The sequence below is a fragment of the Achromobacter sp. ACM05 genome (assembly GCF_019218915.1).
Lineage (GTDB): Bacteria > Pseudomonadota > Gammaproteobacteria > Burkholderiales > Burkholderiaceae_B > Achromobacter > Achromobacter animicus.
On the sequence record NZ_JAHUWQ010000004.1, the window covers coordinates 181,973 to 204,755 of the forward strand.

Annotated in this window: 19 protein-coding genes; 15 read left to right on the forward strand and 4 right to left on the reverse strand. The window is 67.6% G+C overall.

The window, feature by feature from the left end:
- The first annotated feature begins 1 nt into the window (after nucleotide 1).
- Genes KW836_RS23055 through KW836_RS23075 form a run of 5 tightly spaced genes read left to right on the forward strand, consistent with a single transcriptional unit; the run spans nucleotide 2 to nucleotide 4,866 of the window.
- Nucleotides 2–1,009: an ABC transporter ATP-binding protein gene (locus KW836_RS23055; protein ID WP_218344885.1), complete on the forward strand. Its 1,008-nt coding sequence runs from the start codon at nucleotides 2–4 to the stop codon at nucleotides 1,007–1,009.
- A complete protein-coding gene (locus tag KW836_RS23060) occupies nucleotides 1,006–2,004 on the forward strand; it encodes an ABC transporter ATP-binding protein (protein ID WP_175184148.1) in 999 nt (332 codons plus the stop codon). Before KW836_RS23055 ends, KW836_RS23060 begins: the two co-directional genes overlap by 4 nt.
- Nucleotides 2,005–2,033: 29 nt before the next feature.
- On the forward strand, nucleotides 2,034–2,906 hold the full coding sequence (locus KW836_RS23065; protein WP_175123132.1) for a MurR/RpiR family transcriptional regulator: 873 nt from the start codon (nucleotides 2,034–2,036) through the stop codon (nucleotides 2,904–2,906).
- A 13-nt stretch (nucleotides 2,907–2,919) separates the two neighbouring features.
- Entirely contained in the window at nucleotides 2,920–4,389 is a 1,470-nt protein-coding gene (locus KW836_RS23070; protein WP_218344886.1) for an amidohydrolase family protein, read from the forward strand.
- Between the two features lie 39 nt (nucleotides 4,390–4,428).
- Nucleotides 4,429–4,866 carry a RidA family protein gene (locus KW836_RS23075; RefSeq protein ID WP_175123134.1) on the forward strand — a complete coding sequence of 146 codons (438 nt, stop codon included), beginning with the start codon at nucleotides 4,429–4,431 and terminating at the stop codon, nucleotides 4,864–4,866.
- A 310-nt stretch (nucleotides 4,867–5,176) separates the two neighbouring features.
- Here the strand turns inward: KW836_RS23075 and lolA are convergent, their stop codons facing one another.
- Nucleotides 5,177–5,800 carry an outer membrane lipoprotein chaperone LolA gene (lolA, locus tag KW836_RS23080; RefSeq protein ID WP_175123354.1) on the reverse strand — a complete coding sequence of 208 codons (624 nt, stop codon included), beginning with the start codon at nucleotides 5,798–5,800 and terminating at the stop codon, nucleotides 5,177–5,179.
- Nucleotides 5,800–8,181, reverse strand: a complete 2,382-nt coding sequence (locus KW836_RS23085; protein WP_175137219.1) for a DNA translocase FtsK — start codon at nucleotides 8,179–8,181, stop codon at nucleotides 5,800–5,802. Before KW836_RS23085 ends, lolA begins: the two co-directional genes overlap by 1 nt.
- Nucleotides 8,182–8,223: 42 nt before the next feature.
- On the opposite strand from KW836_RS23085, the gene trxB reads away from it, so the two are divergent.
- From trxB to KW836_RS23110, 5 genes are read left to right on the forward strand one after another with little or no spacing between them, the layout of a single operon-like run.
- Entirely contained in the window at nucleotides 8,224–9,183 is a 960-nt protein-coding gene (gene trxB, locus KW836_RS23090; protein WP_218344887.1) for a thioredoxin-disulfide reductase, read from the forward strand.
- Nucleotides 9,170–9,844: a Smr/MutS family protein gene (locus tag KW836_RS23095; RefSeq protein WP_218344888.1), complete on the forward strand. Its 675-nt coding sequence runs from the start codon at nucleotides 9,170–9,172 to the stop codon at nucleotides 9,842–9,844. Before trxB ends, KW836_RS23095 begins: the two co-directional genes overlap by 14 nt.
- Nucleotides 9,841–10,170, forward strand: coding sequence for a multidrug efflux SMR transporter (locus tag KW836_RS23100; protein WP_056568656.1), 330 nt, complete (start codon nucleotides 9,841–9,843; stop codon nucleotides 10,168–10,170). The genes KW836_RS23095 and KW836_RS23100 overlap by 4 nt, the downstream gene beginning before the upstream one ends.
- Nucleotides 10,171–10,202: 32 nt before the next feature.
- Entirely contained in the window at nucleotides 10,203–10,850 is a 648-nt protein-coding gene (locus KW836_RS23105; RefSeq protein WP_255596150.1) for a hypothetical protein, read from the forward strand.
- On the forward strand, nucleotides 10,837–11,967 hold the full coding sequence (locus tag KW836_RS23110) for a hypothetical protein (RefSeq protein WP_218344889.1): 1,131 nt from the start codon (nucleotides 10,837–10,839) through the stop codon (nucleotides 11,965–11,967). Before KW836_RS23105 ends, KW836_RS23110 begins: the two co-directional genes overlap by 14 nt.
- Here KW836_RS23110 and KW836_RS23115 read toward each other — a convergent pair.
- Together KW836_RS23115 and KW836_RS23120 are read right to left on the reverse strand one after the other, a co-directional pair.
- A complete protein-coding gene (locus KW836_RS23115) occupies nucleotides 11,964–14,054 on the reverse strand; it encodes a sodium:solute symporter family protein (protein WP_218344890.1) in 2,091 nt (696 codons plus the stop codon). The two genes, KW836_RS23110 and KW836_RS23115, sit on opposite strands and share 4 nt — an antisense overlap.
- Nucleotides 14,054–14,332 carry a DUF4212 domain-containing protein gene (locus tag KW836_RS23120; protein ID WP_175123140.1) on the reverse strand — a complete coding sequence of 93 codons (279 nt, stop codon included), beginning with the start codon at nucleotides 14,330–14,332 and terminating at the stop codon, nucleotides 14,054–14,056. Before KW836_RS23120 ends, KW836_RS23115 begins: the two co-directional genes overlap by 1 nt.
- 738 nt (nucleotides 14,333–15,070) lie before the next feature.
- Between KW836_RS23120 and kdpF the strand changes: the two genes are divergently transcribed.
- From kdpF to KW836_RS23145, 5 genes are read left to right on the forward strand one after another with little or no spacing between them, the layout of a single operon-like run.
- The gene (gene kdpF, locus KW836_RS23125) at nucleotides 15,071–15,160 is read left to right on the forward strand and encodes a K(+)-transporting ATPase subunit F (RefSeq protein WP_056321339.1); all 90 of its coding nucleotides are present in this window, start codon (nucleotides 15,071–15,073) and stop codon (nucleotides 15,158–15,160) included.
- Nucleotides 15,160–16,938 (forward strand): potassium-transporting ATPase subunit KdpA, encoded by a 1,779-nt coding sequence (gene kdpA / locus KW836_RS23130; protein ID WP_218344891.1) that lies wholly within the window; start codon nucleotides 15,160–15,162, stop codon nucleotides 16,936–16,938. The genes kdpF and kdpA overlap by 1 nt, the downstream gene beginning before the upstream one ends.
- Before the next feature lie 21 nt (nucleotides 16,939–16,959).
- Nucleotides 16,960–19,203, forward strand: a complete 2,244-nt coding sequence (gene kdpB, locus KW836_RS23135; RefSeq protein ID WP_218344892.1) for a potassium-transporting ATPase subunit KdpB — start codon at nucleotides 16,960–16,962, stop codon at nucleotides 19,201–19,203.
- 40 nt (nucleotides 19,204–19,243) lie between these two features.
- Nucleotides 19,244–19,852 (forward strand): potassium-transporting ATPase subunit KdpC, encoded by a 609-nt coding sequence (kdpC, locus tag KW836_RS23140; protein WP_218344893.1) that lies wholly within the window; start codon nucleotides 19,244–19,246, stop codon nucleotides 19,850–19,852.
- Nucleotides 19,853–19,903: 51 nt separating this feature from the next.
- Complete coding sequence (locus KW836_RS23145; protein WP_218344894.1) at nucleotides 19,904–22,780, forward strand: sensor histidine kinase KdpD; 2,877 nt, start codon at nucleotides 19,904–19,906, stop codon at nucleotides 22,778–22,780.
- The last annotated feature ends 3 nt before the right edge of the window (nucleotides 22,781–22,783 follow it).

A 22,783-nucleotide genomic window follows, 5' to 3' on the forward strand; every position in this document is an offset into this window, starting at 1 on the left:
CATGACCGCAAGCACCCGAGACATCGTGCTGTCGGTGCAAGGCCTGAAGACCTGGTTCCACAGCCGCGACGGCATCGCCAAGTCGGTGGACGGCGTCACCTTCGACCTTGCCCGCGGCGAGACGCTGGCCATCGTCGGTGAATCCGGCTCCGGCAAGTCCGTGACCAGCCTGTCCATCATGGGCCTGTTGCCCAAGCCGGCGGGCCGCATCGAGGCCGGCAAGATCCTGTTCCGCGACCGCCAGGGCGTGCAGCACGACCTGGCGCACGCCACGCCCGCCACGCTGCAACGCATCCGCGGCGCCGAGATCGCGATGATCTTCCAGGAGCCCATGACCAGCCTGAACCCGCTGTACACCGTGGGCGACCAGATCGCCGAGGCGGTGCTGCAGCACGAAGGCGGCTCGCGCGCCGCGGCATTGAAGCGCGCCCGCGAGATGCTGGAGCGCGTCGAGATTCCGGCGGCCGACCGCCGCGTAAACGAATACCCGCACCAGATGTCGGGCGGCATGCGCCAGCGCGTGATGATTGCGCTGGCCCTGGCGTGCAATCCCGCGGTGCTGATCGCCGACGAGCCCACCACGGCGCTGGACGTGACGGTGCAAGCGCAGATCCTGGACCTGCTGCGCCGCCTGCAGGCCGAGATGAACATGAGCATCCTCTTCATCACGCACAACCTGGGCGTGGTGGCCGAGATCGCGCATCGCGTGGCCGTCATGTACGCCGGTCGCGTGGTGGAAGACGCCGGCGTCTACGACCTGTTCGAAAAGCCCACGCATCCCTACACCCGCGGCCTGCTGTCCTGTCTGCCGACCGCCGCGCTGCTGGCGTCGGGCGAACGTCTTCGCGCCATTCCGGGCAACGTGCCCAGCGTGCTGTCGCTGCCGGCAGGCTGCACGTTCGCGCCGCGTTGCCCGCTGGCCGCGGACGACTGCCGCGCGGGCGTTCCCGACCTGGTGACGGTGCAGGCCGAACACCGCGCCCGCTGCATCAAGGTGAACCCGATATGACGAGCATTCCGACTCCCCGCGCCGCCGAGCCGCTGGTGCGCATCGACGACCTGAAGGTCCATTTTCCGACCTCGCAGGCGCGCAACGCCCCCGTCGTGCGCGCCGTGGACGGCGTGAGCTTCGACGTGCCGCGCAACACCATCGTCGGCCTCGTCGGCGAATCCGGCTCCGGCAAGACCACCACCGGCCGCGCGTTGCTGCGCCTGTTTGCCCCCACTGCCGGACGCATCGTGTTCGACGGACAGGACATCACCACGCTGAACGAAAAGCAGATGCTGCCGTGGCGCCGCCGCATGCAGATCGTGTTCCAGGACCCGTACGCCAGCCTGAATCCGCGCATGACGGTGGCCGAGATCCTGGGAGAGGCGCTGGACACGCACAAGCTGGCGCAGAACCGCCGCGCCGAGCGGATCGGCGAACTGCTGGAACGCGTGGGCCTGAATGCGGACCACAGCCGCCGCTATCCGCACGAATTTTCCGGCGGCCAGCGCCAGCGCATCGGCATCGCCCGCGCGCTGGCGGTTGAACCCGACTTCATCGTGGCCGATGAACCCGTATCCGCGCTGGACGTGTCGGTGCAGGCGCAGGTGCTGAACCTGCTGCAGGACCTGCAACGCGACCTGGGCCTGACGATGCTGTTCGTGGCGCATGACCTAGCCGTGGTGGATTACCTGTGCGACGACGTCGTGGTGATGTACCTGGGCCGCGTCATGGAGCGCGGGCCGACCAGCGAGGTCTACGCCCGCCCCCGCCATCCCTACACGCGCGCGCTGCTATCCGCCGCGCCCGTGCCGGATCCGCGCGCCCCGCGTTCGCGTATCCTCCTGAAGGGCGATATCCCGAGCCCGGTGAACCCGCCTTCCGGCTGCGTGTTCCGCACGCGCTGCCCGCACGCCATCGACGCCTGTGCCGCGGCCGTGCCGCCGGCCGTGGGCGTCAGCGCGGACCATTACGTGTCCTGCATCCGACTCGACGATCCCGCGCTCGCGGCCTGAGCCCGCCCGAATTGATCCAGGAATCACACATGAACATCATCCGCGACATCGTCTTCCAGATACGCAGTCGGCGGGACGCATTGAGCGTGACCGAACGCAAGGTGGCCGACGCCATTCTGGACGACATCATCTGGAGCGCCAGCGCCACGGTGGACCAGCTTGCCGCCAAGGCCGGCGTCAGCATCGCCACCATCTCGCGCTTTGCGCGCACGGTGGGCTGCGACGACACGCGCGACCTGAAGATGAAGCTGGCGCAGGCCAGCACGGTGGGCAGCCGCTTTCTGGATCCCAGCGCGCCGGCCGAAGAAAGCACGTTTTACGCCCGCATCTACGCCGACATCGAGAGCACGCTGCGCGCGCATCTGCCGGCCTTCACCGAGCAGCTGTTCGAAGCGGCCGCATCCATCGTCGACGGCGCGCGCATGATCTATGTCTTCGGCATGGGCGGCGCATCCGCGGTGCTGGCGCAGGAAGTGCAGTCGCGCCTGGTGCGGCTGGGCTATCCCATCGCCGTCTACAGCGACGCCGTGCTGCTGCGCATGGTGGCGGCCACGCTGGACGAGCGCGACGCCGTGCTGGTGTTGTCGGCCTCGGGCCTCACGCCTGAAATCGTCGGAGCGGCGCGCATCGTCAAGCAGTACCGCGCCAGCATCGTCGCCATCACGGACGCCTCGTCCGAACTGGCGAAACTGGCCGACGTCGTGCTGCCCATCCGCACCGACGAAACCGACTTCATCTACAAGCCCTCCGCCTCGCGCTACGCGATGATGCTGGCCATCGACCTGCTGTCGACCGAACTGGCCATGCTGAACCAGGAAGAAAACCGCGAACGCCTGCGCCGCATCAAGCTGGCGCTGGACGAACACCGCGGCGGGCCGAACCGCCTGCCGCTGGGCGATTGATCTGGAAACCACGATGTACGACACCCTCATAGGCAACGTCCGGATTCTGGACGGCTCCGGCGGTCCGGAAATCCGCGCCAGCGTGGCGCTGGCAGATGGCCGCATTGCCGCCATCGGCGACCTGCCCGGTGCGCCGGCACGCCAGATCATCGACGGCACTGACCTGGTGCTGGCGCCCGGCTTCATCGACGTCCACACGCACGACGACACCAACGTCATCCGCACCCCGGACATGCTGCCCAAGCTGTCGCAGGGCGTGACGACGGTGGTCGTGGGCAATTGCGGCATCAGCGCCTCGCCGGTGACGCTGCGCGGCGATCCGCCCGACCCGATGAACCTGCTGGGCAAGCGCGAAGACTTCCGCTACGCCACCTTTGCCGACTACACCCGCGCGATCGAGGCCGCGCGGCCGGCGGTTAACGTGGCGGCGCTGGTCGGGCATACGGCCTTGCGCAGCAATCACATGGACCGGCTGGACCGGGCGGCGACGCGGGAAGAAGTGCTGGCGATGCGCGAACAGTTGCGCGATGCGTTGGCGCACGGCGCGATCGGCCTGAGCACGGGCCTGGCCTATGCGTCCGCGTTCGAGGCGGACACGGCCGAGGTCAAGCTGCTGGCCGAAGCGTTGGACGAGTTCGGCGCGCTGTACACGACGCATCTGCGCTCGGAGTTCGCCGCCATCCTGGAGGCGATGCAGGAAGCCTTCGACATCGCCCTGCATGCGCGCGTGCCGGTGGTGGTGTCGCACCTGAAATGCGCGGGGGCCGGCAACTGGGGCCGCACGAAAGAGGTGCTGTTCGCGCTGGAGAACGCGGGGCGCATGCAGCACGTGGGTTGCGACTGCTATCCGTATTCGGCCAGTTCGTCGACGCTGGATCTGAAGCAGGTCACTGACGAATTCGACATCGACATCACGTGGTCCGAGCCGCATCCGGAACAGGCGCGCCGCAAGCTCGCGGCCATCGCGGCCGACTGGGGCGTGACCTTGCTGGAGGCGGCAAAGCGGCTGCAACCGGCCGGTGCGGTGTATCACAACATGCACGAGGACGACGTGCGACGCGTGCTGTCGCACCGCCTCACGATGGTCGGATCAGACGGCCTGCCGAACGATCCCATGCCGCATCCGCGGTTGTGGGGCGCCTTCCCGCGCGTGCTGGGTCATTACAGCCGCGACGTGGGCCTGTTTCCGCTGGCCCAGGCCGTGCACAAGATGACCGGCCTGTCTGCCGCCCGCTTCGGTTTGGCCGAGCGCGGCTTCGTGCGCGAGGGTTATCACGCTGACTTGGTGCTGTTCAACCCCGACACCGTTATCGACAGCGCCACTTTCGCTGAGCCCGTGCAGACTGCCGCGGGCATCGAGGCGGTGTGGGTCAATGGCGTCCTGTCCTACCGCAAGGGCCAGGCCACCGGCGAGCGCGCCGGCCGTTGGCTGCCGCGCAGCGGCGACCTGCGAAAGTCTTACCCCGATCTTTCGGCCGCCTGACTGCGGCGGCATCCGGACATCTTCAAGGAGAACCATCCCATGAGCGCTACCCCCACTCCCGACAACAACGGCATCACCCGCTACGGCGTGGCCGGCGGCACCGGCCAGGGCGGCTCGCACATGCCCTTCGCCCGCGCCGTCGCTGCGGACGGCTGGCTGTATGTGTCCGGCCAGGTGCCGATGGACAACGGCGAAGTGATCGAAGGCGGCATCGTCGCGCAAAGCCACAAGGCCATCCAGCAGGTGCTGGCGATCCTGCAGGAAGCCGGCTACGGTCCCGAACACGTCGTGCGCTGCGGCGTCTGGCTGGACGACGCGCGGGATTTCGCGTCGTTCAACAAGGTGTTCAAGGAGTATTTCGGCGCGAATCCGCCAGCGCGTGCCTGCGTGCAGTCGAGTCTGGTCGTGGATGCGAAAGTGGAAGTCGATTGCGTGGCGTATAGGAGCCCCCACGCCGCGACCACTAACGTGGTCTAGCTGCCCCCCAAGGGGGCTGCCCCGCCTTGGGGCGGCCCGGCGGCGTGGCAGCCCCCACGCCGCGACCACTAACGTGGTCTAGCTGCCCCCCAAGGGGGCTGCCCCGCCTTGGGGCGGCCCGGCGGCGTGGCGCGGCGGGTGTCGGCGGCAGGTGTCTGACACCCCTGCGACGCCGGCCCAAGCTGACGGCCGTCTCACACGGGTGTCAGACACCGGGTTCATTACACGGCCGCCGCCAGGCACCGCACCCAAAGCAAAAATGCCCGGTTTCCACCGAGCATTCTGCATTCAGCGGACGAGCAGCCCGCGCCTACATCTTCACCACATCCACGCCCTTGGGCGCGGTGAACTGGAATTCCTTGGCGGGCAATTGCGGATTGGCCTGAATGCCAGACAGGTCGACGCGAGTGGTCTGGCCGAACGAATCCAGCAGCTCCACACGCACCGGCAGGTTGTTCTTCATGCCGATGTCCACGCGCGAGAACCCGGCGTCGGCCGTGCGCGGCTTGGCGCGCAGCCAGTCCACGCCGTCCTTGGCGGGCAACGCCGATACGTCGAACGATTGCTCAAGCGACCCGGAGCCGAAAAGGATGGCCGCAGGCGACGTGCCGATGGCGGCGTCGACCTTGCGCTCGGTGACCTGCGCCAGGTCCGGGTCGTACTGGAACACCTGACGGCCGTCGGAAATCACCAACTGCTCATAAGGCTTCTGCACGGCCCACTTGAATTTGCCGGGCCGCTGGAACGAGAACACCCCGGTCTGCGCGGGCTGCGTCCGGCCCTGATCGTTGACGGTGTACTGCGAGAACGATCCGGTGGCCGAGGTGACCGTGCTCACGAAAGCGCGCAATTGCTCCTGCGCGCTGGCGGCCAGCACCAAAGTCGGCGACAGGCCCAGGACCGCGACGGCGGCCAGCCTTTGAAACGTCTTCATCATGCTTCCTCTCGGGCGGCGGCTGCAGGAACCAGGATCTCGCGGTTCCCATTGGATTGCATCGCCGACACCATACCCGATTGCTCCATCTGCTCGAGTAACCGGGCCGCACGGTTGTAACCAATACGCAGGTGACGCTGCACCAGCGAGATCGACGCGCGGCGGTGCTTGAGCACGACTTCGCAGGCCTGGTCGTACATCGGGTCGGATTCCGCGTCGCCGCCGATGCCCGTGACGCTGCTGGCGCCCTCGGCGCCGTCGCCGTCCAGACCGCCTTCCAAGAGGCCCTCGACGTAATTGGGTTCACCCTGCGACTTCAGGCTCTCGACCACGCGATGGACTTCGTCGTCGCTGCAGAACGCGCCGTGCACGCGCACCGGCAGGCCCGTGCCCGGCGGCATGTACAGCATGTCACCCTGACCCAGCAGCGTCTCCGCGCCCATCTGGTCAAGAATGGTGCGGGAGTCGATCTTGGACGACACCTGGAACGCGATACGCGTCGGGATGTTGGCCTTGATGAGACCGGTGATCACGTCCACGCTGGGACGCTGCGTGGCCAGGATGAGGTGGATGCCGGCTGCGCGCGCTTTCTGCGCCAGACGGGCGATGAGTTCTTCGATCTTCTTGCCGACGACCATCATCAGGTCGGCCAGCTCGTCGATGACGACGACGATGGTCGGCAGCGGGGACAGGGGCTCGGGCTGGTCCGGCGTCAGCGAGAACGGATTGGGGATCGGCTCTTCGCGCTTGATCGCGTCGCGGATCTTGGTGTTGTAGCCGGCCAGGTTGCGCACGCCCATCTTGCTCATGAGGCGATAGCGCTTTTCCATTTCGCCCACGCACCAGTTCAGCGCGTTGGACGCCTGGCGCATGTCGGTGACGACCGGCGCCAGCAAATGCGGGATGCCTTCGTAGACGCTCATTTCGAGCATCTTGGGATCGATCAGGATCAGGCGGGTGTGCGAGGCGTCGGCCTTGTACAGCAGCGACAGGATCATCGCGTTGATCCCGACGGACTTGCCCGAGCCGGTCGTGCCCGCCACCAGCAGGTGAGGCATCTTGGCCAGATCGGCCACCACCGGGTTGCCGGCGATATCCTTGCCCAGCGCCATGGTCACGACGGAATGGCTGGCGTGATAGGTCTGCGAACCCAGGATCTCGGATAGGCGCACCATCTGGCGGCGCGGATTGGGCAGTTCCAGCCCCATCAGGTTCTTACCGGGGATGGTCTCGACCACCCGGATGCTGACCAGGCTGAGCGCCCGCGCCAGGTCCTTGGCCAGGTTGACGATCTGGCTGCCCTTCACGCCGGTGGCCGGTTCGATCTCGTAGCGGGTGATGACGGGGCCGGCCTGCGCCGCGACCACGGTGACCGACACGCCGAAGTCGGCCAGCTTCTTTTCGATCAGGCGCGAGGTGAATTCGATGGTCTCGGCCGAGACGGTTTCCTGGTTGTTCAGGGGCGGATCGAGCAGACCGAGGGTGGGCAGGTCGCCTTCGGCGCCGCCCGTGGGCGGGAAGAACAGCGATTGCTGCTTTTCCTTTTCGACGCGCTCGGACTTGGGCACCACGGTGATGGCCGGTTCAATACGCACCGGCTGCTCGTGGACCAGCTTTTCCTGCTTGGCCACGACCTGTTCGGTGCGCACGGCCTTGGCGACTTCGCCGACCTTGCGGTCCTGACGCGCCGTATACGAATTGCGCATCTTGCGGACCAGGCCTTCCAGCCAGGAACCGACGCGCTCGGCCACCGCCAACCACGAGAACGAGAAAAACAGGCTGAGCCCGATTGCGAGCATGACCAGGAAGGCCAGCGTGGCGCCGGTAAAGCCGATGCTGCTGCCGATCAGGCCGGCCAGCATCTGGCCGATGACCCCGCCCGCGCCGCTGGACGTTTCCGAGGCGCCCGGCAGGTGCGTGCCGCGGCTGGCCAGGCGCAGGGCTTCCATGCCCAGCGAGCCCACCATCAGCAGAAAGAAGCCGATGCCCTCTTCCCAATGGACACGCGGCAGCACTTCGGGCTGCTTGCTGTTGGCGACGCGCAACTGCGCGGCCAGCCGCCGATAACCGGCGCGGACGCGGTGCAGCAGCAGGATGACCCACCACCAGGCGGAAAAACCGAATAGATAGAGGAGGATGTCGGCCAGATAGGCGCCCAGGCGTCCCCCCTGGTTGCGCACGACATCGCCCGGAACCGAGTGCGACCAGCCAGGGTCGGACGCGCTCCAGGTGGCGAGCACCAGGGTAAGCCAGGCCGCCAGGGCGGCAAAGAGGATCCAGCGGGCTTCACGCAACAGCGCGGAAATGCGCGTTTGCAGCGGCGAAGGTCCGTTGCGGGTGTTGCGCGAGGCGCGCGGAGAAGCAGTCGAGATACGCGGCATGCGGCTCATTATAATTGGGCGTTACCCTAAAGATACCTGCCCATGTCCACGCCTACGCACGCTAAAGTTTTGATACTCGGTTCCGGCCCCGCCGGTTACACGGCGGCCGTCTATGCGGCACGCGCCAATCTTAACCCTGTTCTTGTTACAGGTTTGGCCCAAGGCGGCCAGCTCATGACCACCACGGACGTCGACAATTGGCCGGCCGACGCCGATGGCGTGCAGGGCCCCGACCTGATGCAGCGCTTCCAGAAGCATGCCGAACGCTTCAACACGGAAATGCTGTTCGACCACATCGCCAAGGTCGACCTTTCCAAGCGCCCCTTCACCCTGACCGGCGACACCGGCAAGGTCTACACCTGCGACGCCCTGATCATCGCGACCGGCGCCTCGGCCAAATACCTGGGCCTGCCGTCCGAACAGTCCTTCATGGGCCGCGGCGTGTCCGGCTGCGCCACCTGCGACGGTTTCTTCTACCGCAACCAGGACGTGGTCGTGGTCGGTGGCGGCAATACCGCCGTCGAAGAAGCCCTGTACCTGTCCAACATCTGCCGCAAGGTCACCCTGATCCACCGCCGCGACAAGTTCCGCGCCGAGCCCATCCTGGTCGACAAGCTGATGAGCAAGGTCGAAAACGGCAACATGGAGCTCAAGACCTTCCACACGCTGGAAGAAGTGCTGGGCGACGACAGCGGCGTGACCGGCGTGCGTGTTCGCCACGTGGACACCGGCGCGACCGAAGACATGGCCGTCACCGGCGCCTTCATCGCCATCGGCCACCAGCCCAACACGGAAATCTTCCAGGGCCAGCTCGAAATGAAGGACGGCTACATCGTCACCAAGAGCGGCCTGTCCGGCATGGCCACGATGACCTCGGTGCCCGGCGTGTTTGCCGCCGGCGACGTGCAGGACCACGTCTACCGCCAAGCCATCACCAGCGCCGGCACGGGTTGCATGGCCGCCCTGGACGCCCAACGGTGGTTGGAGAATGCGGGGCAATAAGGTCGGCGTGGCCGACCTGAAACGCCTGAAGAAGGACCTGCAGGAAGAACGCGAGCGCGCCGCCCTTGCCCCGCAACGGGCGGCAGCAGCGCCGGCGCGCGCGGCATCGCCCCCCGAGGACGATCTGGCGGCGTTCAAGCGTTCGATGAAGTCCGTCACGCCGATCCGGCACACGGAACGCGTCACGCACAAGCCCGCCGCCGAACCGGCGCCCGCCCTGCGGCGCGCCAACGCGCTGGGCGAAACGCCCAGCCGCGCCGATGCCGGTGTCTCGGACGGCGGCGAGATCACGCATCTGCTGTCCGAAGGCGGCACCGCCTTCGTGCGCGGCGACGTGGCGCCCGACACCGCGCGCAACCTGCGCCGCGGCCAATGGCGCGCGGGGGCTGAACTCGACCTGCACGGATTGCGTGTCGAACAGGCGCGGCATGCGCTGCTGTCGTTCCTGGACGAATGCCAGGAACACGGCATCCGCTGCGTGCGCATCGTGCACGGCAAGGGCTACAACTCGGAAGGCCTTGAGCCGGTCCTGAAGGACAAGGCGCGCACGTGGCTGGTCCAGAAGGCCGAGGTCATGGCGTTTTCCGAGGCGCCCGAACGCGAAGGCGGCGCCGGCGCCCTGCTGGTGCTGCTGCGGCAGTCTGAGGGTCCGCGCAAATGAAATGGCTGTACCTGGGCGTGGCGATCGTCGCCGAGATCTTCGCCACCAGCGCCCTCAAGGGGTCCGAAGGGTTCACGCGGCTGGTGCCGTCCGTCATTACCGTCTTCGGCTACCTGATCTCGTTCTATTTCCTGTCGCTGACCCTGCGCGAGATCCCCGTGGGCATTGCCTACGCGATCTGGTCCGGCGTCGGCATCGTGCTGATCTCCATCGTGGGCGCGGTTCTGTTCAAGCAGCATCTGGACACGCCCGCGCTCATTGGCATCGGCCTCATCATCGCCGGCGTGGTGGTGATGAACGTCTTCTCCAAGTCCGTCTCGCATTGACGGCCGTCGCCGCAGTCCTCGCGCGGTGCTTTTTGGCGCAGGGCTTCCTGGCGCAGGGCTTCCTCGCGCAGGGCTCGTTGCGCCGCGCGCTGGCGGCCTTCCTGTGCCTGGCCTGCCTATTCGCCGGCAGCGCATCCGCCCACGACTTTGACCGGGCGGCCGAGCTCAAGCGCTACCGGGCCTGGCTGACCGTCTTCACGCAGGACATGGACCGGCTGGCCGCCGCGCGGGGCCCGTTGAACGACGCGCAGCTCGATGCGATGTTCGACAAATCCGTGGTGCCCGGCTCGCGAGCCGCTGGCTTCATCCGCGAAGCCTTCACCCGCCGCAACAGCGATGGCGACTACCACCCGCAATACGGACCGCGCTCGGTCTTCCTGGGCGTGCTGGCCAGCGGCATTCCCGCCGGCCAAGGCGGCACGTATCCCGAATCCGATGCCGCGTTCAAGGGCACGGATCTGATCGTCTGGTACCTGCACGTGGATGTTGGCGACATGACCAACACCTATCTGCTGTCGTCCGGCCACTTCACCCCCTACCGGCTGCCGCCCGCCGGCACGCTCGAGCGCAAGGCCTATCCCTTCCTGCTGATGGAGTCGCGCGACGGGACGCTGAGGCTGGGCGGTGTCAGCGCCGAGTTGTGGGGCCTCGTTGCATGGCTGCACAATGCCGCGAACTGATTGCGTTCTGCGCCTGCTTGCCCTTGCCGCGCTTTCCGCGGCGCCGGGGCTTGCGCTGGCCCTGTGCCAGCCGCTGGCTTCGGGCGACAAGCTGACCGTCGTCGCCGACGTCCGGCTCGACGACACCAACACGTTGCTGGGCAAAGACGGTTCCCGCGTCCGGAGCTGGCTGCCCCCTGTCCAGGTGCCAGACGGTCCGCGCGCCACGCCGATCCTCTGGGCCGAACGCGTGGACTGGTCCGTCTATGCAGCCGAACCCGGCGCGCGCATCGGCGTCACCGTGCTGCGCTTCGAACGCGGCGTAGACGGCCGCCAGCATCTTTGCGGCATTGCCCAATACAACCCGCACACGGTGGATGAGGCGCGCGCCCAGCCCGGCCCCGCCCTGCCGCCGCCAGACAACGAAACCCGCTTTCGGTACGACGCGGCCGGCAGGCTGACCGGCTATGACCTCCGCTCCCGCGCCTGGGACGGCCGGCAGAATCGCCCGGTGCGGCATTGCCTGCGTTACGACGCCAATGGCTGGCTGGCGGAACTGGCCGACGGCGCCTGCGACGGCGCCACGCGCCCGCAAGTGCGCTACGTGCATGACGCCGCAGGCCGCCTGTTACGGACCATCCGCCACGCGCCCGAAACCGGCGAGGCGAACGAGGTCATCGTGCATGACGCAAAAGGCGGAGCCGCCCAGCGCTACCTGCGGCCGGTCCGCGACACTGAAGACGGCCTGGGCACGCAGGCGGCACTGCCGTATCGCGCAGTGCAGGGCGAACACCCGATCCTCGTCTTGCCCAGCCCCAACTGGCAGCCGCCGGCGCTGGACTCCTACCACTACGACTGGGCCATCGTGCAGCCGCGTGGCGACGCCGATGTCTACGACGCCAAGCGCGATCCTTCGTCCGTGCTGGCCAGCGGCAACAGCGGCGCCAATGGGCGCTTCGACCTTAGCGCCGACGCCCGCCAACGTATCTGGAAGGCAGCGGGCCGCGCGCCCGGCGGTGTGCAATGGCTATGGGCGCCGGGTCAGGTCCTGACGCTGTTGCAGGCCATGCCCGGCGCCGCCTGGGCAGCCTGCGCCGATCCCGACGACCGCCGCGCGGCCGCCTGCCCCGCCCCCTAGGTGTTGTCCGGCTGCGGGTGACGCACGTCCGGATTGCGCAGGTAATCCACCAGCGCCAACGTGGCCCGGTCAGGCGGCGGCGTCAGCAGCGACACCACCACGATCGTCAGAAACGCCACGGGCGCACCGAACACACCCGCCGCGATCGGCTGGATGCCCCACCACAGATCCACCGGTTGCGTGCGGGCGATGCCGAGCACCGACTCCCGCAGCCACGGATGCGTATGCGTCATATAGGCGAACGTCACGGCCAGCCCGGCCGCCATGCCCAGCGTGGCGCCCCATTTGTTCGCGCGCCTCCAGAACACGCCCATGACTAGCGCCGGAAAGAACGACGAGGCCGCAAACGAAAACGCGGCCGACACCATGAACAGGATGTCCGCCGGCTTGCGCGCCGCGACCCACGCCGCGCCAAACGCCACCACCAGCAGCAGGATCTTGGACACCATCACCCGGCGCGCCGCCGACATCCGCGGCGACACGACCCGGTACCACATGTCGTGCGACAGCGAATTGGACAGCGTCAGCAGGAGGCCGTCGGCCGTGGACAGCGCCGCCGCCAGCCCGCCCGCAGCAACCAGCCCCGAAATCACGTAAGGCAGCCCGCCGATCTCTGGCATGGCCAGCACCACCACGTCCGCCCCCATGCTGATTTCGCTGAGCTGCACGACGCCGTCGCGGTTGATGTCGCTGACGTCGAGCAGATTGGTGTCGACCGCGCTCCAGGCATGCACCCAGTTGGGCAGGCTGAGGAAGTTCGATCCAACGACCTGCGTATAGATCTCGAACTTGACCAGCAGCGCCAGCGCGGGCGCCATGAAATACAACAGCAGGATGAACAGCAGCGACCAGCACACCGATTTGCGCGCCTCGATGACGGACGGCGTCGTGTAGGAGCGCATCAGGATGTGCGGCATGCCCGCGGTGCCCAGCATCAGGCACAGCACCATCGCCAGGAAGTTGATGCGCATGTTGCTGCGTTCCTCGGCGTCCTTCGCAGGGAACGGCTCGGCATGTGGCGTGGGCGGCGCGGCCCTGGCCTCGAAGGTCGCCTTGGCCTGCGACCACGTGGCGCGCGCATCCTCGACGGTCGGCGGATAGGCAGCCAGTTCGCGCTCGGCCGACCGGATCTCGACCATGGGCGCATCGCCCGCGTTCAACTGGGCCAGCCGGCTGCGCAGCTTGTCCTTTTCCAGCGTCCACGACTCGGGCAGCGCCTGCAGGCGCCGCCCCATTTCGTCGGCGCGCTGCTGCCAGATCCTGCGCACCTCGATCTCCGAAGGATCGTTCTGCAGGTAGACCTCTTTTTCGGTCACCTGCTGCAGCACGGCCCCACCCGACAATTGAGGCAACGGCATGTTGGTGTGCTTGACCGACAGCCAGATCACCGGCACGAGATACGCGATCACCAGGATGATGTACTGCCCGACCTGTGTCCACGTGACCGCGCGCATGCCCCCCAGGAACGAACACACCAGCATGCCGCCTAGCGCCACGAAGATGCCCAGTTCGAACGAGATGCCGGTCATCCGGGTGGTGATGATGCCCACGCCGTAGATCTGGGCCACCAGATACGTGAACGAGCACAGAATGGCGCAGAAGACCCCCGCCAACCGAGGCAGGTTGCCGCCGTAGCGCGCGCCCATGAAATCGGGAATGGTGTATTGGCCGAAGCGCCGCAGGTACGGCGCCAGCAGCATCGCCACCAGCACGTAGCCGCCCGTCCAACCCATGATGTAGGCCAGCCCGCCGTAGCCGGTCAGGTACAGCGTGCCCGCCACGCCGATGAAGGAAGCCACCGACATCCAGTCGGCCGCCGTCGCCATGCCGTTGTAGATGGCCGGCACGCGCCGGCCGGCGACGTAGTATTCGACCTGGTCGGACGTGCGGCAGACGATGCCGATGCCGGCGTACAGGCTGACGGTGACCAGCAGGAACACATAGCCGATCCAGTTGCGCGGCATGCCCAGGATCTCGGCCAGCGCCATCAGCAGGATCATCAGCGCGAAGCCGGCCGTGTACAGCACATAGATGCGCCGCAGCCGGATGCGGAACTCCTGCGGAGTGTCTCCGGTGAAAAACGGCATCAGCGCGGCTCCCCGGTTTCGTCGGCGCGCTCATCGGCGCGATTCATGACCCGGGCGTAGACGGCGATGATGATCAGGTAGGCCAGCGGAGCGCCATAGGCGGCCATCCAGAAGGCGAAGGGCCAACCGATGAAGTCGAAGGAGAGGCTGCGTGCGAAGTACGAGGGGATGAAGGTCAGCGCCGCCCAGACGGCGAGCAGCAGCACGATCAGCCGCAGATTGCGGCGCCAGTAGGGCGTGATGGATGTCCGGGACGGAGTAAGGCGCGTTTGCGGCATAGCGTGGATAAGCAGATCCCATCTGAATATCGCCAAACGCAGCGCTTGAAAAGCCCTGAACCTTGATTTGCCGGCTTTTTATGCGACAACGGCTGGCACTTCCTGGTGCCAGCCGTTGTGCGTTTGCTTTTTTTGAGTACTGCTTTACTTTTTTTATGTACCGGTGCCGCCGGTATTTGCCCATGCAGGGCTTTGTCTCCTCACCTGCATGGGAAGAGATTCTGCACCAGATGCGGGAATGCCACACTAGGGGAATGCCCTAAGACGGAGCATTCATTTACATATTCCATGCACCATATGAGTGCATTTTGGGGTCGCCGTACTAAATATTGGGATTTTTCCGGCAAATCGGCCCATCGTACCGCCTAATACTTGAGCAGTGCTCAGTTAGTGATCATGGCCGATGGCGCTGGCCGTCCAAGTCCGTGCATCGCGAAGCGCCCGATTCCGGGCATGGAACCCACAGCATTCCAGATCATCTTTACGCGCCGTTTACACCCCGCTCGCCAAGCTATACCCCGTTTTTACCCCCCGCTCCGTAACCTGCCGGTGTCCTGAAGGGTCACCTCGCCTGCCCGGCGCGCATCCGCTTTCTGCCGCGCAGGCCTGTTCGAAGGGAGTAAGCCTCCCGGGGAGAAAAAACGTGGATCTCATTTATATCGCCATCTTCACAGGGATGGCCGGGCTGACTTGGGCCCTTGTCCGGTTCTGCGACGCATTGTCGGCCGGAGACCAGCCATGAGCTGGCTCTACTGGCTGAGCGGCCTGACGGCCGCATTCCTGTTCGTGTACCTGCTGGTCGCGCTGTTCAAACCGGAGAAATTCTGATGACCCCCGAATTCGTTGGACTGCTGGTCCTGTACCTGGCAGTCCTGCTTGCGATCGCGCCCATCCTGGGCCGCTACATCCGCATCGCCATGGAAGACGGCCGATCCCGGCTGACCGCCTGGGGCCGGCCGATCGAGCGCGGCATCTACCGGCTGGCGGGCATCGACCCGCAGGCGGAAATGGGCTGGAAGCGTTATGCCGCCGCCGTACTGGTCTTCAACCTGGTTGGCATTGCCGCCGTCTACGCGCTGCAGCGCGTGCAGGGGCTGCTGCCGCTGAACCCCGCGGGCCTGGGCGCCGTGTCGCCCGATTCGGCGCTGAACACCGCCATCAGCTTCGTCGCCAACACCAACTGGCAGGGCTATGCCGGCGAATCCACGATGAGCTACCTGACGCAGATGCTGGCGCTGACGGTGCAGAACTTCGTGTCCGCCGCGACCGGCATTGCCGTGCTGTTCGCGCTGATCCGCGGACTGGCGCGGCACTGTTCCGCCACGGTGGGCAACTTCTGGGCCGACATGGTCCGTTGCACGCTGTATGTGCTGCTGCCCTTGTCGCTGGTTCTGGCAGTGGCGCTGGTCAGCCAGGGCGTGATCCAGAACTTCAGCGCCTACCAGGAAGTACAGACGGTCGAAGCGGTGCGCTACGACGCACCGCGCCTGGACGCGCAGGGCCAGCCCGTGCTGGACGCAGCCGGCGCGGCGGTCACCGACCCGGTCACGACGCGCACACAGACGATTGCCATGGGACCGGTGGCGTCGCAGGAAGCGATCAAGCTGCTGGGCACCAACGGCGGCGGCTTTTTCAACGCCAACTCGGCGCACCCTTTTGAAAACGCCACGCCCCTGTCGAACTTCCTGCAGATGCTGGCGATCCTGGCCATCCCCGCCGCGCTGTGCTTCACCTTCGGCGAGATGGTGGGCAGCCGGCGCCAGGGCATCGCGATCCTGGCGGCGATGACGGCGCTGTTTGCCGTCTTCGCGCTATCCACCGCGTACTTCGAGCAGCAGCCCAATCCGATGGCCGTCCAGGCCGGGGCCGTGACGTCCGGCGGCAACATGGAAGGCAAGGAGACGCGCTTCGGCATCGCCGCCACCTCGCTGTTTGCGACGGTCACCACCGCTGCCTCCTGCGGCGCGGTGAACGGCATGCACGACTCGCTGTCGGCGATGGGCGGCCTGTCGCCCATGCTGCTGATGCAGTTGGGCGAAGTCGTGTACGGCGGCGTGGGCTCGGGGCTGTACGGCATGCTGGCCTTTGCGATCCTGGGCGTCTTCATCGCCGGGCTGATGATCGGGCGCACACCCGAGTACCTGGGCAAGAAGATCGAGGCCTTCGACATGAAGATGGTTTCCATCGTCATCCTGGCCACCCCGCTGCTCGTGCTGGGCGGCACGGCGTTGGCCGTGTCCGTGACGGCGGGCCAGGCCGGCGTGCTCAATCCGGGCATCCACGGCTTCTCGGAAATCCTCTACGCGCTCTCGTCCGCCGCCAACAACAACGGCAGCGCCTTCGCCGGGCTGTCGGCCAACACGCCCTTCTACAACGTGCTGCTGGGCATCGCGATGTGGTTCGGCCGGTTCGCCGTGATCGTTGCCGTGCTGGCGATGGCCGGTTCGCTGGCCGCCAAGCGCCGGCTGCCCGCCGGCCCCGGCAGCATGCCGACCACCGGCCCGCTCTTCGTGACGCTGCTGATCGGCGCGGTGCTGCTGGTCGGCGCCCTCACCTACGTGCCCGCACTGGCCCTCGGCCCGGTCGCGGAACACCTGCAACCCTGATGCAACAGGCTAGGAAAGAACATGGCCAAGATTGAAATGGAAACAACCAGCTCGGGCGGCAGCGTGGCCCGGGCGCCCGCTGCGGGCGCGCAGCCTGTCACGGCTCAGCCTGACGCGGCCCGGCCTGACGCGGCCCGGCCTGGCGCGGCCCGCCCCGTCGCAGCCGGACCCGAGGCGGCGCCCGCCTTCGGCATGTGGTCCCGCGCACTGGTCGGCCCCGCCATCGTCGACAGCCTGCGCAAGCTGTCGCCCGCCGCGCAGCTCAAGAACCCCGTGATGTTCGTGGTCTACGTGGGCAGCCTGCTCACCACCGTGCTGTGGATCATGGCCCTGCGCGGGCAGGCCGAAGCGCCGCCGGGATTCATCCTGGGTATCACCGTGTGGCTTTGGTTCACCGTGCTGTTCGCCAACTTTGCCGAGGCGCTGGCCGAAGGCCGCGGCAAGCAGCAGGCGGCCACGCTGCGCGGCCTGCGCACCACCATCGACGCGCGCCTGCTCCAAGGCTTTCGCGACGCCGATGCGGCTGATGCCGACCCCGCGCAATGGCGCGGCCAGGCGGTCAGCCAACCGTCAGGCCTGCTGCGCCGCGGCGACGTCGTCCTGGTCGAAGCCGGCGACACGGTGCCCGGCGACGGCCAGGTCATCGCTGGCGTGGCCTCGGTCGACGAAAGCGCCATCACGGGCGAGTCCGCGCCCGTCATCCGCGAGTCGGGCGGCGATTTCTCGTCCGTCACCGGCGGCACGCGCGTGCTGTCGGACTGGATCTTCGTGCGCATCGCGGCCGATCCTGGCGAGAGCTTCCTGGATCGGATGATCTCGATGGTCGAAGGCGCCAAGCGCCAGAAGACGCCCAACGAGCTGGCGCTGACTATTCTGCTGGTGGGTCTGACCGTGGTCTTCCTGCTGGTCGTCGTCACGCTGATGCCCTTCTCGCTGTATGCCGTCTCGGCAGCCGGCGGCGGCGCGGCGGTCACGGTGACCGTGCTGGTCGCGCTACTGGTCTGCCTGATCCCCACCACCATCGGCGGCCTCCTGTCCGCCATCGGCGTGGCGGGCATGAGCCGCATGATGAGCGCCAACGTGATCGCCACCTCGGGCCGCGCCGTCGAAGCGGCCGGCGACGTCGACGTGCTGCTGCTGGACAAGACCGGCACCATCACCTTCGGCCACCGCCAGGCCTCCACCTTCCTGCCCGCGCCCGGCGTGTCCGCGCGCGAACTGGCGGACGCCGCGCGCCTTGCGTCGTTGGCCGACGAGACGCCGGAAGGCCGCAGCATCGTGGCGTTGGCGGACAAGGCCATCCATGCGCCGGCCCCGCGCATGACCGGCGTTGAGTTCGTGCCGTTCACCGCGCAGTCCCGCATGAGCGGCGTCGACCTGGGCGAACGCAAGATCCGCAAGGGCGCGGTCGACGCGATCCAGGCCTGGCTGGTCGCGCAGGGCGCCACCGTGCCGGCCGAGGCCCTGCGCCTGGCCGAAGACGTGGCGCGCCGCGGCAGCACGCCGCTGATGGTCAGCGACGGCAACCGCGCGCTGGGCGTCGTCGAGCTCAAGGACATCGTCAAGCCCGGCATCCAGTCGCGCTTTGCCGAGCTGCGCCGCATGGGCATCAAGACGGTGATGATCACCGGCGACAACAAGCTGACCGCCGCCTCCATCGCGGCCGAAGCGGGCGTCGATGACTTCCTGGCCGAAGCCACGCCCGAGGCCAAGCTCAAGCTCATCCGCAACTACCAGTCGGAAGGCCGTCTGGTCGCAATGACCGGCGACGGCACCAACGACGCACCCGCGCTGGCGCAGGCCGACGTGGCGGTGGCGATGAACTCCGGCACGCAGGCCGCCAAGGAAGCCGGCAACATGGTGGACCTGGATTCCAACCCGACCAAGCTCATCGAGATCGTCGAGATCGGCAAGCAGATGCTGATGACCCGCGGCGCGCTGACCACGTTCAGCGTAGCCAACGACGTCGCCAAATACTTCGCCATCATCCCCGCCGCGTTCGCCACGGTGTATCCGCAACTCGACGTGCTGAACATCATGGGGCTGGCCACGCCGTCCTCGGCCATCCTGTCGGCCGTGATCTTCAACGCGTTGATCATCGTGGTGCTGATCCCGCTGGCCCTGAAGGGCGTGCGGTACCGCCCGCTGGGCGCCTCGGTGCTGCTGCGCCGCAACCTGCTCATCTACGGCCTGGGCGGCCTCCTGGTGCCGTTTGCCGGCATCAAGCTGGTCGACATGGTGCTGGCCGCGCTGGGCTGGGTGTGATGCCCGCCCGCGATCAAGCCCCTACGCAAAGGAAATCCTCATGAACTCAGCAACCTCCACGCCGCGCCAAGGCGGCATCCTGCGCCCCGCGCTGACCCTCTTCGCCGCGCTGTCGCTCATCACCGGCCTGGCGTATCCCTTCCTGACCACCGGCATCGCGTCCGCCGTGTTTCCCCACCAGGCCGCCGGTTCGCTGATCGAGCAGGACGGCAAGGTGATCGGTTCGGAATGGATCGGCCAATCGTTCACCTCGCCGCAATACTTCTGGGGCCGCCCCTCGGCCACCACGCCCATGCCGTACAACGCGGCGGCTTCCGGCGGCTCGAATCTCGGCCCGCGCAACCCCGCGCTGGCCGAGGCCATCGAAGCGCGCATCGCGGCCCTGAAAGCGGCAGACCCGGACAATGCCGCGCCCGTTCCGGTCGACCTGATCACCGCATCGGGCAGCGGGCTGGATCCGCACATCAGTCCGGCGGCCGCGGCGTACCAGGCCGACCGCGTGGCGCGCGCCCGCAACCTGCCGCGTGGCGAGGTCGATGCGCTGATCCGGGCGCACACCGCCGCCCCGTCGCTGGGCGTGCTGGGCGACCCCGCGGTCAACGTGCTGACGCTGAACCTGGCGCTGGACAAGCTGCGCGTGGCGCGCTGATGCGGCGGCGTATAGTATTGCCAGCCGTTTCCTCCCCTCCCTTGCGCGTTCATGGCTGACATCGCTGGCGAGCGTCCCGATCCGGACGCGCTATTGAAGACCCTGGACGCCGCCGAGCGCCAGGCGGTGCGCGGCAAGCTGCGCGTGTACTTCGGGTCGTCGGCCGGCGTGGGCAAGACCTACGCCATGCTGGCCGCGGCGCGCGCGCAGGCGGCGCAGGGCATGGACGTGCTCGCCGGCATCGTCGAAACCCACGGCCGCCGCGAGACCGCGACGCTGCTCGACGGCCTGCCGGTCCTGCCGCTCAAGGACGTGGCCTACCGCGGTCACACCCTCAAAGAGTTCGACCTGGACGGCGCCCTGCTGCGCCGCCCCGCGCTCGTGCTGGTCGACGAGCTGGCCCATTCCAACGCGCCGGGTTCGCGCCACGCCAAGCGCTGGCAGGACATCCAGGAACTGCTGGCGGCCGGCATCGACGTCTGGACGACGCTGAACGTGCAGCATCTGGACAGCCTGAACGAGGCCGTCGGCAGCATCACCGGCGTGCGCGTCTGGGAAACGGTGCCCGACGACGTGTTCGACGCGGCCGATGAGGTCATGCTGGTCGACCTGTCGGCCGACGAACTGCTGCGCCGCCTGAAGGAAGGCAAGGTCTACCTTCCCGAACAGGCGCGCCACGCGGCCCGCAATTTCTTTCGCAAGGGCAATCTGATCGCGCTGCGCGAACTGGCGCTGCGCCGCACCGCCGAGCACGTGGACGACGACGTGCAGGCCTATCGCCGCGACCGCGCCATAGATTCGGTGTGGCGCACGCGCGAAGCCATCGTCGCCTGCGTCGGGTCCGATACCGACGCCGACTACGTGATCCGCAGCGCCCATCGCATGAGCCAGCAGCTCGATTGCGATCTGCACGTCGTCACCATCGACACGCCGCGCGCCGCGCCGCCCGCGGCGGCCGACGTCGAGCGGCTGCAGCACAGCCTGGCGCTGGCCGACGCGCTGGGCGCGCGCACCGAGACGCTGGCGGGTGGCGACATGGTCGATGCCGTCGTCCGCTACGTGCGCCGCCACAACATCACCAAGGCGATCGTGGGCCGGACCCGCGCGGGCGGCTGGCAGCGGTTGCGACTGTCGCTGACCGCGCTGCTTACCGCCGTCATGTCGCCGGGATGGCTGTGGCGGCGCCACAGCTTTGCCGACATGCTGGCCGCCGGCTGCCCGGAGATCGACATCATCCGGCTGGGCGCGCCACCCCTGCCCGCGCAGGCGCCGCCCGGACGCGACCCGTTCACGCTGGGACGCCGCGCCCGCCCGTCCGATGACGAACGCGGGGCGCGGCCGCTTGCAGGCTATGCGTGGGCGCTGTGCTATTGCGCGGTGGCCACGGCGCTGTCGGCGCTTGCGTTCCCGACGCTGCACCAGACCAACATCGTCATGCTCTTTCTGCTGGCGGTGGCCGCAGTGGCGCTGCGCCACGGGCGCGGGCCCGCCGCGCTGGCGTCCGTCGTCAGCGTGGGACTGTTCGACTTTTTCTTCGTGCAGCCGCTGTCGTCGTTCGCCGTGTCTGACGTGCAGTATCTGCTGACCTTCGGCGTGCTGCTGGGCGTGGGGCTGCTGATCGGCCAACTTACCGCCGGCCTGCGGCTGCAGGCGCAGGCCTCGGTCAAGCGCGAGGCCGATGCGCGCAGCCTGTACGAATTCGCGCGCGAACTGTCGTCCGCCCTGCTGCCCGAGCAGATCGTCGCGCTCGCCGGCTCGTTCGTGCATGCCACGTTCGGCGCGCGCTGCTCGCTTTACATCCTGGGCCTGGACGACCGCTTGAAACTCGCCTCGCCCGAAAGCGGCGACACGACCGCTCCGGAATCGGCGCTGGCGCAGTGGGTGTACGACCACGGCCAGCCTGCAGGCGCGGGCACCGCCACCCTGTCAAACAGCGCGTTGCTGTACCTGCCGCTCAAGGCGCCCATGCGCACGCGCGGCGTGCTGGTGCTGGATGCCCCCCGCCGCAGCCTCTACGCGAATCCCGACACGCGCCGCCAGGTCGAGGCCTACGCCACGCTGATCGCCATTGCGCTGGAACGCCTGCATTACGTGGAAGTCGCGCAGCAGGCCGTGGTCAGCATGGAATCCGAAAAGCTGCGCAACTCACTGCTTGCCGCGGTGTCGCACGACCTGCGCACGCCGCTGACCAGCCTGGTCGGCATGACCGATACGCTGATGCGCCAGCAGCACGCGCTGCCCGACGGCGTGCAGGACACCGTGCGCGCCATGCGCGATCAGGCGCAGCGCATGCATGCGCTGGTCGTCAACCTGCTGGACATGGCGCGGCTGCAAAGCCGCGACGCGCCGCTGCGTATGGAGTGGCAATCCATCGAGGAGCTGGTCGGCGCCGCGCTGGCGGCCATGCGCGAACCGCTGGCGGGCCGCAAGGTCGACGTTTCGCCCCTGTCGGCGCTGCCGCTGGTGGAGTGCGACGGCGTGCTGATCGAACGCGTGCTGTGCAACCTGCTGGAAAATGCGGCCAAGTACACGCCGGCCGGCAGCACGTTGCGCATCCATGCCTACGTGCATGAAGACGGGATACGCAAGGCCGGGATGCACGAGGCCGAGGCGCACGCGGCTGCAACGCACACGGCCGTACCGCACACGACTGTGCCGCACCATGCCGAAATGCGCGTGGCCATCACCGACAACGGTCCGGGCGTCGCGCCGGGCGCCGAGCGCCGCATCTTCGAAAAATTCACGCGGGGCGAACGCGAGTCCGCCACGCCCGGCGTCGGCCTGGGCCTGGCCGTATGCGAAGCCATCGTCGCCGCCCATCACGGCCGCATCTGGGTCGAACACGCGCCGGGCCAGGCCAGCGGCGCGCAGTTCGTCTTCAGCCTGCCGCTGGGCGCCCCGCCCTCAATCCAACCCGAAAGCGCCTGAGTC

Bases quoted from the DNA above. Each gene is read 5' to 3' on its own strand.
- KW836_RS23055 (WP_218344885.1), top strand. From the start codon at position 2: ATGACCGCAAGCACCCGAGACATCGTGCTGTCGGTGCAAGGCCTGAAG.
- KW836_RS23060 (WP_175184148.1), top strand. From the start codon at position 1,006: ATGACGAGCATTCCGACTCCCCGCGCCGCCGAGCCGCTGGTGCGCATC.
- KW836_RS23065 (WP_175123132.1), top strand. From the start codon at position 2,034: ATGAACATCATCCGCGACATCGTCTTCCAGATACGCAGTCGGCGGGAC.
- KW836_RS23070 (WP_218344886.1), top strand. From the start codon at position 2,920: ATGTACGACACCCTCATAGGCAACGTCCGGATTCTGGACGGCTCCGGC.
- KW836_RS23075 (WP_175123134.1), top strand. From the start codon at position 4,429: ATGAGCGCTACCCCCACTCCCGACAACAACGGCATCACCCGCTACGGC.
- lolA (WP_175123354.1), bottom strand. From the start codon at position 5,800: ATGAAGACGTTTCAAAGGCTGGCCGCCGTCGCGGTCCTGGGCCTGTCG.
- KW836_RS23085 (WP_175137219.1), bottom strand. From the start codon at position 8,181: ATGCCGCGTATCTCGACTGCTTCTCCGCGCGCCTCGCGCAACACCCGC.
- trxB (WP_218344887.1), top strand. From the start codon at position 8,224: ATGTCCACGCCTACGCACGCTAAAGTTTTGATACTCGGTTCCGGCCCC.
- KW836_RS23095 (WP_218344888.1), top strand. From the start codon at position 9,170: ATGCGGGGCAATAAGGTCGGCGTGGCCGACCTGAAACGCCTGAAGAAG.
- KW836_RS23100 (WP_056568656.1), top strand. From the start codon at position 9,841: ATGAAATGGCTGTACCTGGGCGTGGCGATCGTCGCCGAGATCTTCGCC.
- KW836_RS23110 (WP_218344889.1), top strand. From the start codon at position 10,837: ATGCCGCGAACTGATTGCGTTCTGCGCCTGCTTGCCCTTGCCGCGCTT.
- KW836_RS23115 (WP_218344890.1), bottom strand. From the start codon at position 14,054: ATGCCGTTTTTCACCGGAGACACTCCGCAGGAGTTCCGCATCCGGCTG.
- KW836_RS23120 (WP_175123140.1), bottom strand. From the start codon at position 14,332: ATGCCGCAAACGCGCCTTACTCCGTCCCGGACATCCATCACGCCCTAC.
- kdpF (WP_056321339.1), top strand. From the start codon at position 15,071: ATGAGCTGGCTCTACTGGCTGAGCGGCCTGACGGCCGCATTCCTGTTC.
- kdpA (WP_218344891.1), top strand. From the start codon at position 15,160: ATGACCCCCGAATTCGTTGGACTGCTGGTCCTGTACCTGGCAGTCCTG.
- kdpB (WP_218344892.1), top strand. From the start codon at position 16,960: ATGGCCAAGATTGAAATGGAAACAACCAGCTCGGGCGGCAGCGTGGCC.
- kdpC (WP_218344893.1), top strand. From the start codon at position 19,244: ATGAACTCAGCAACCTCCACGCCGCGCCAAGGCGGCATCCTGCGCCCC.
- KW836_RS23145 (WP_218344894.1), top strand. From the start codon at position 19,904: ATGGCTGACATCGCTGGCGAGCGTCCCGATCCGGACGCGCTATTGAAG.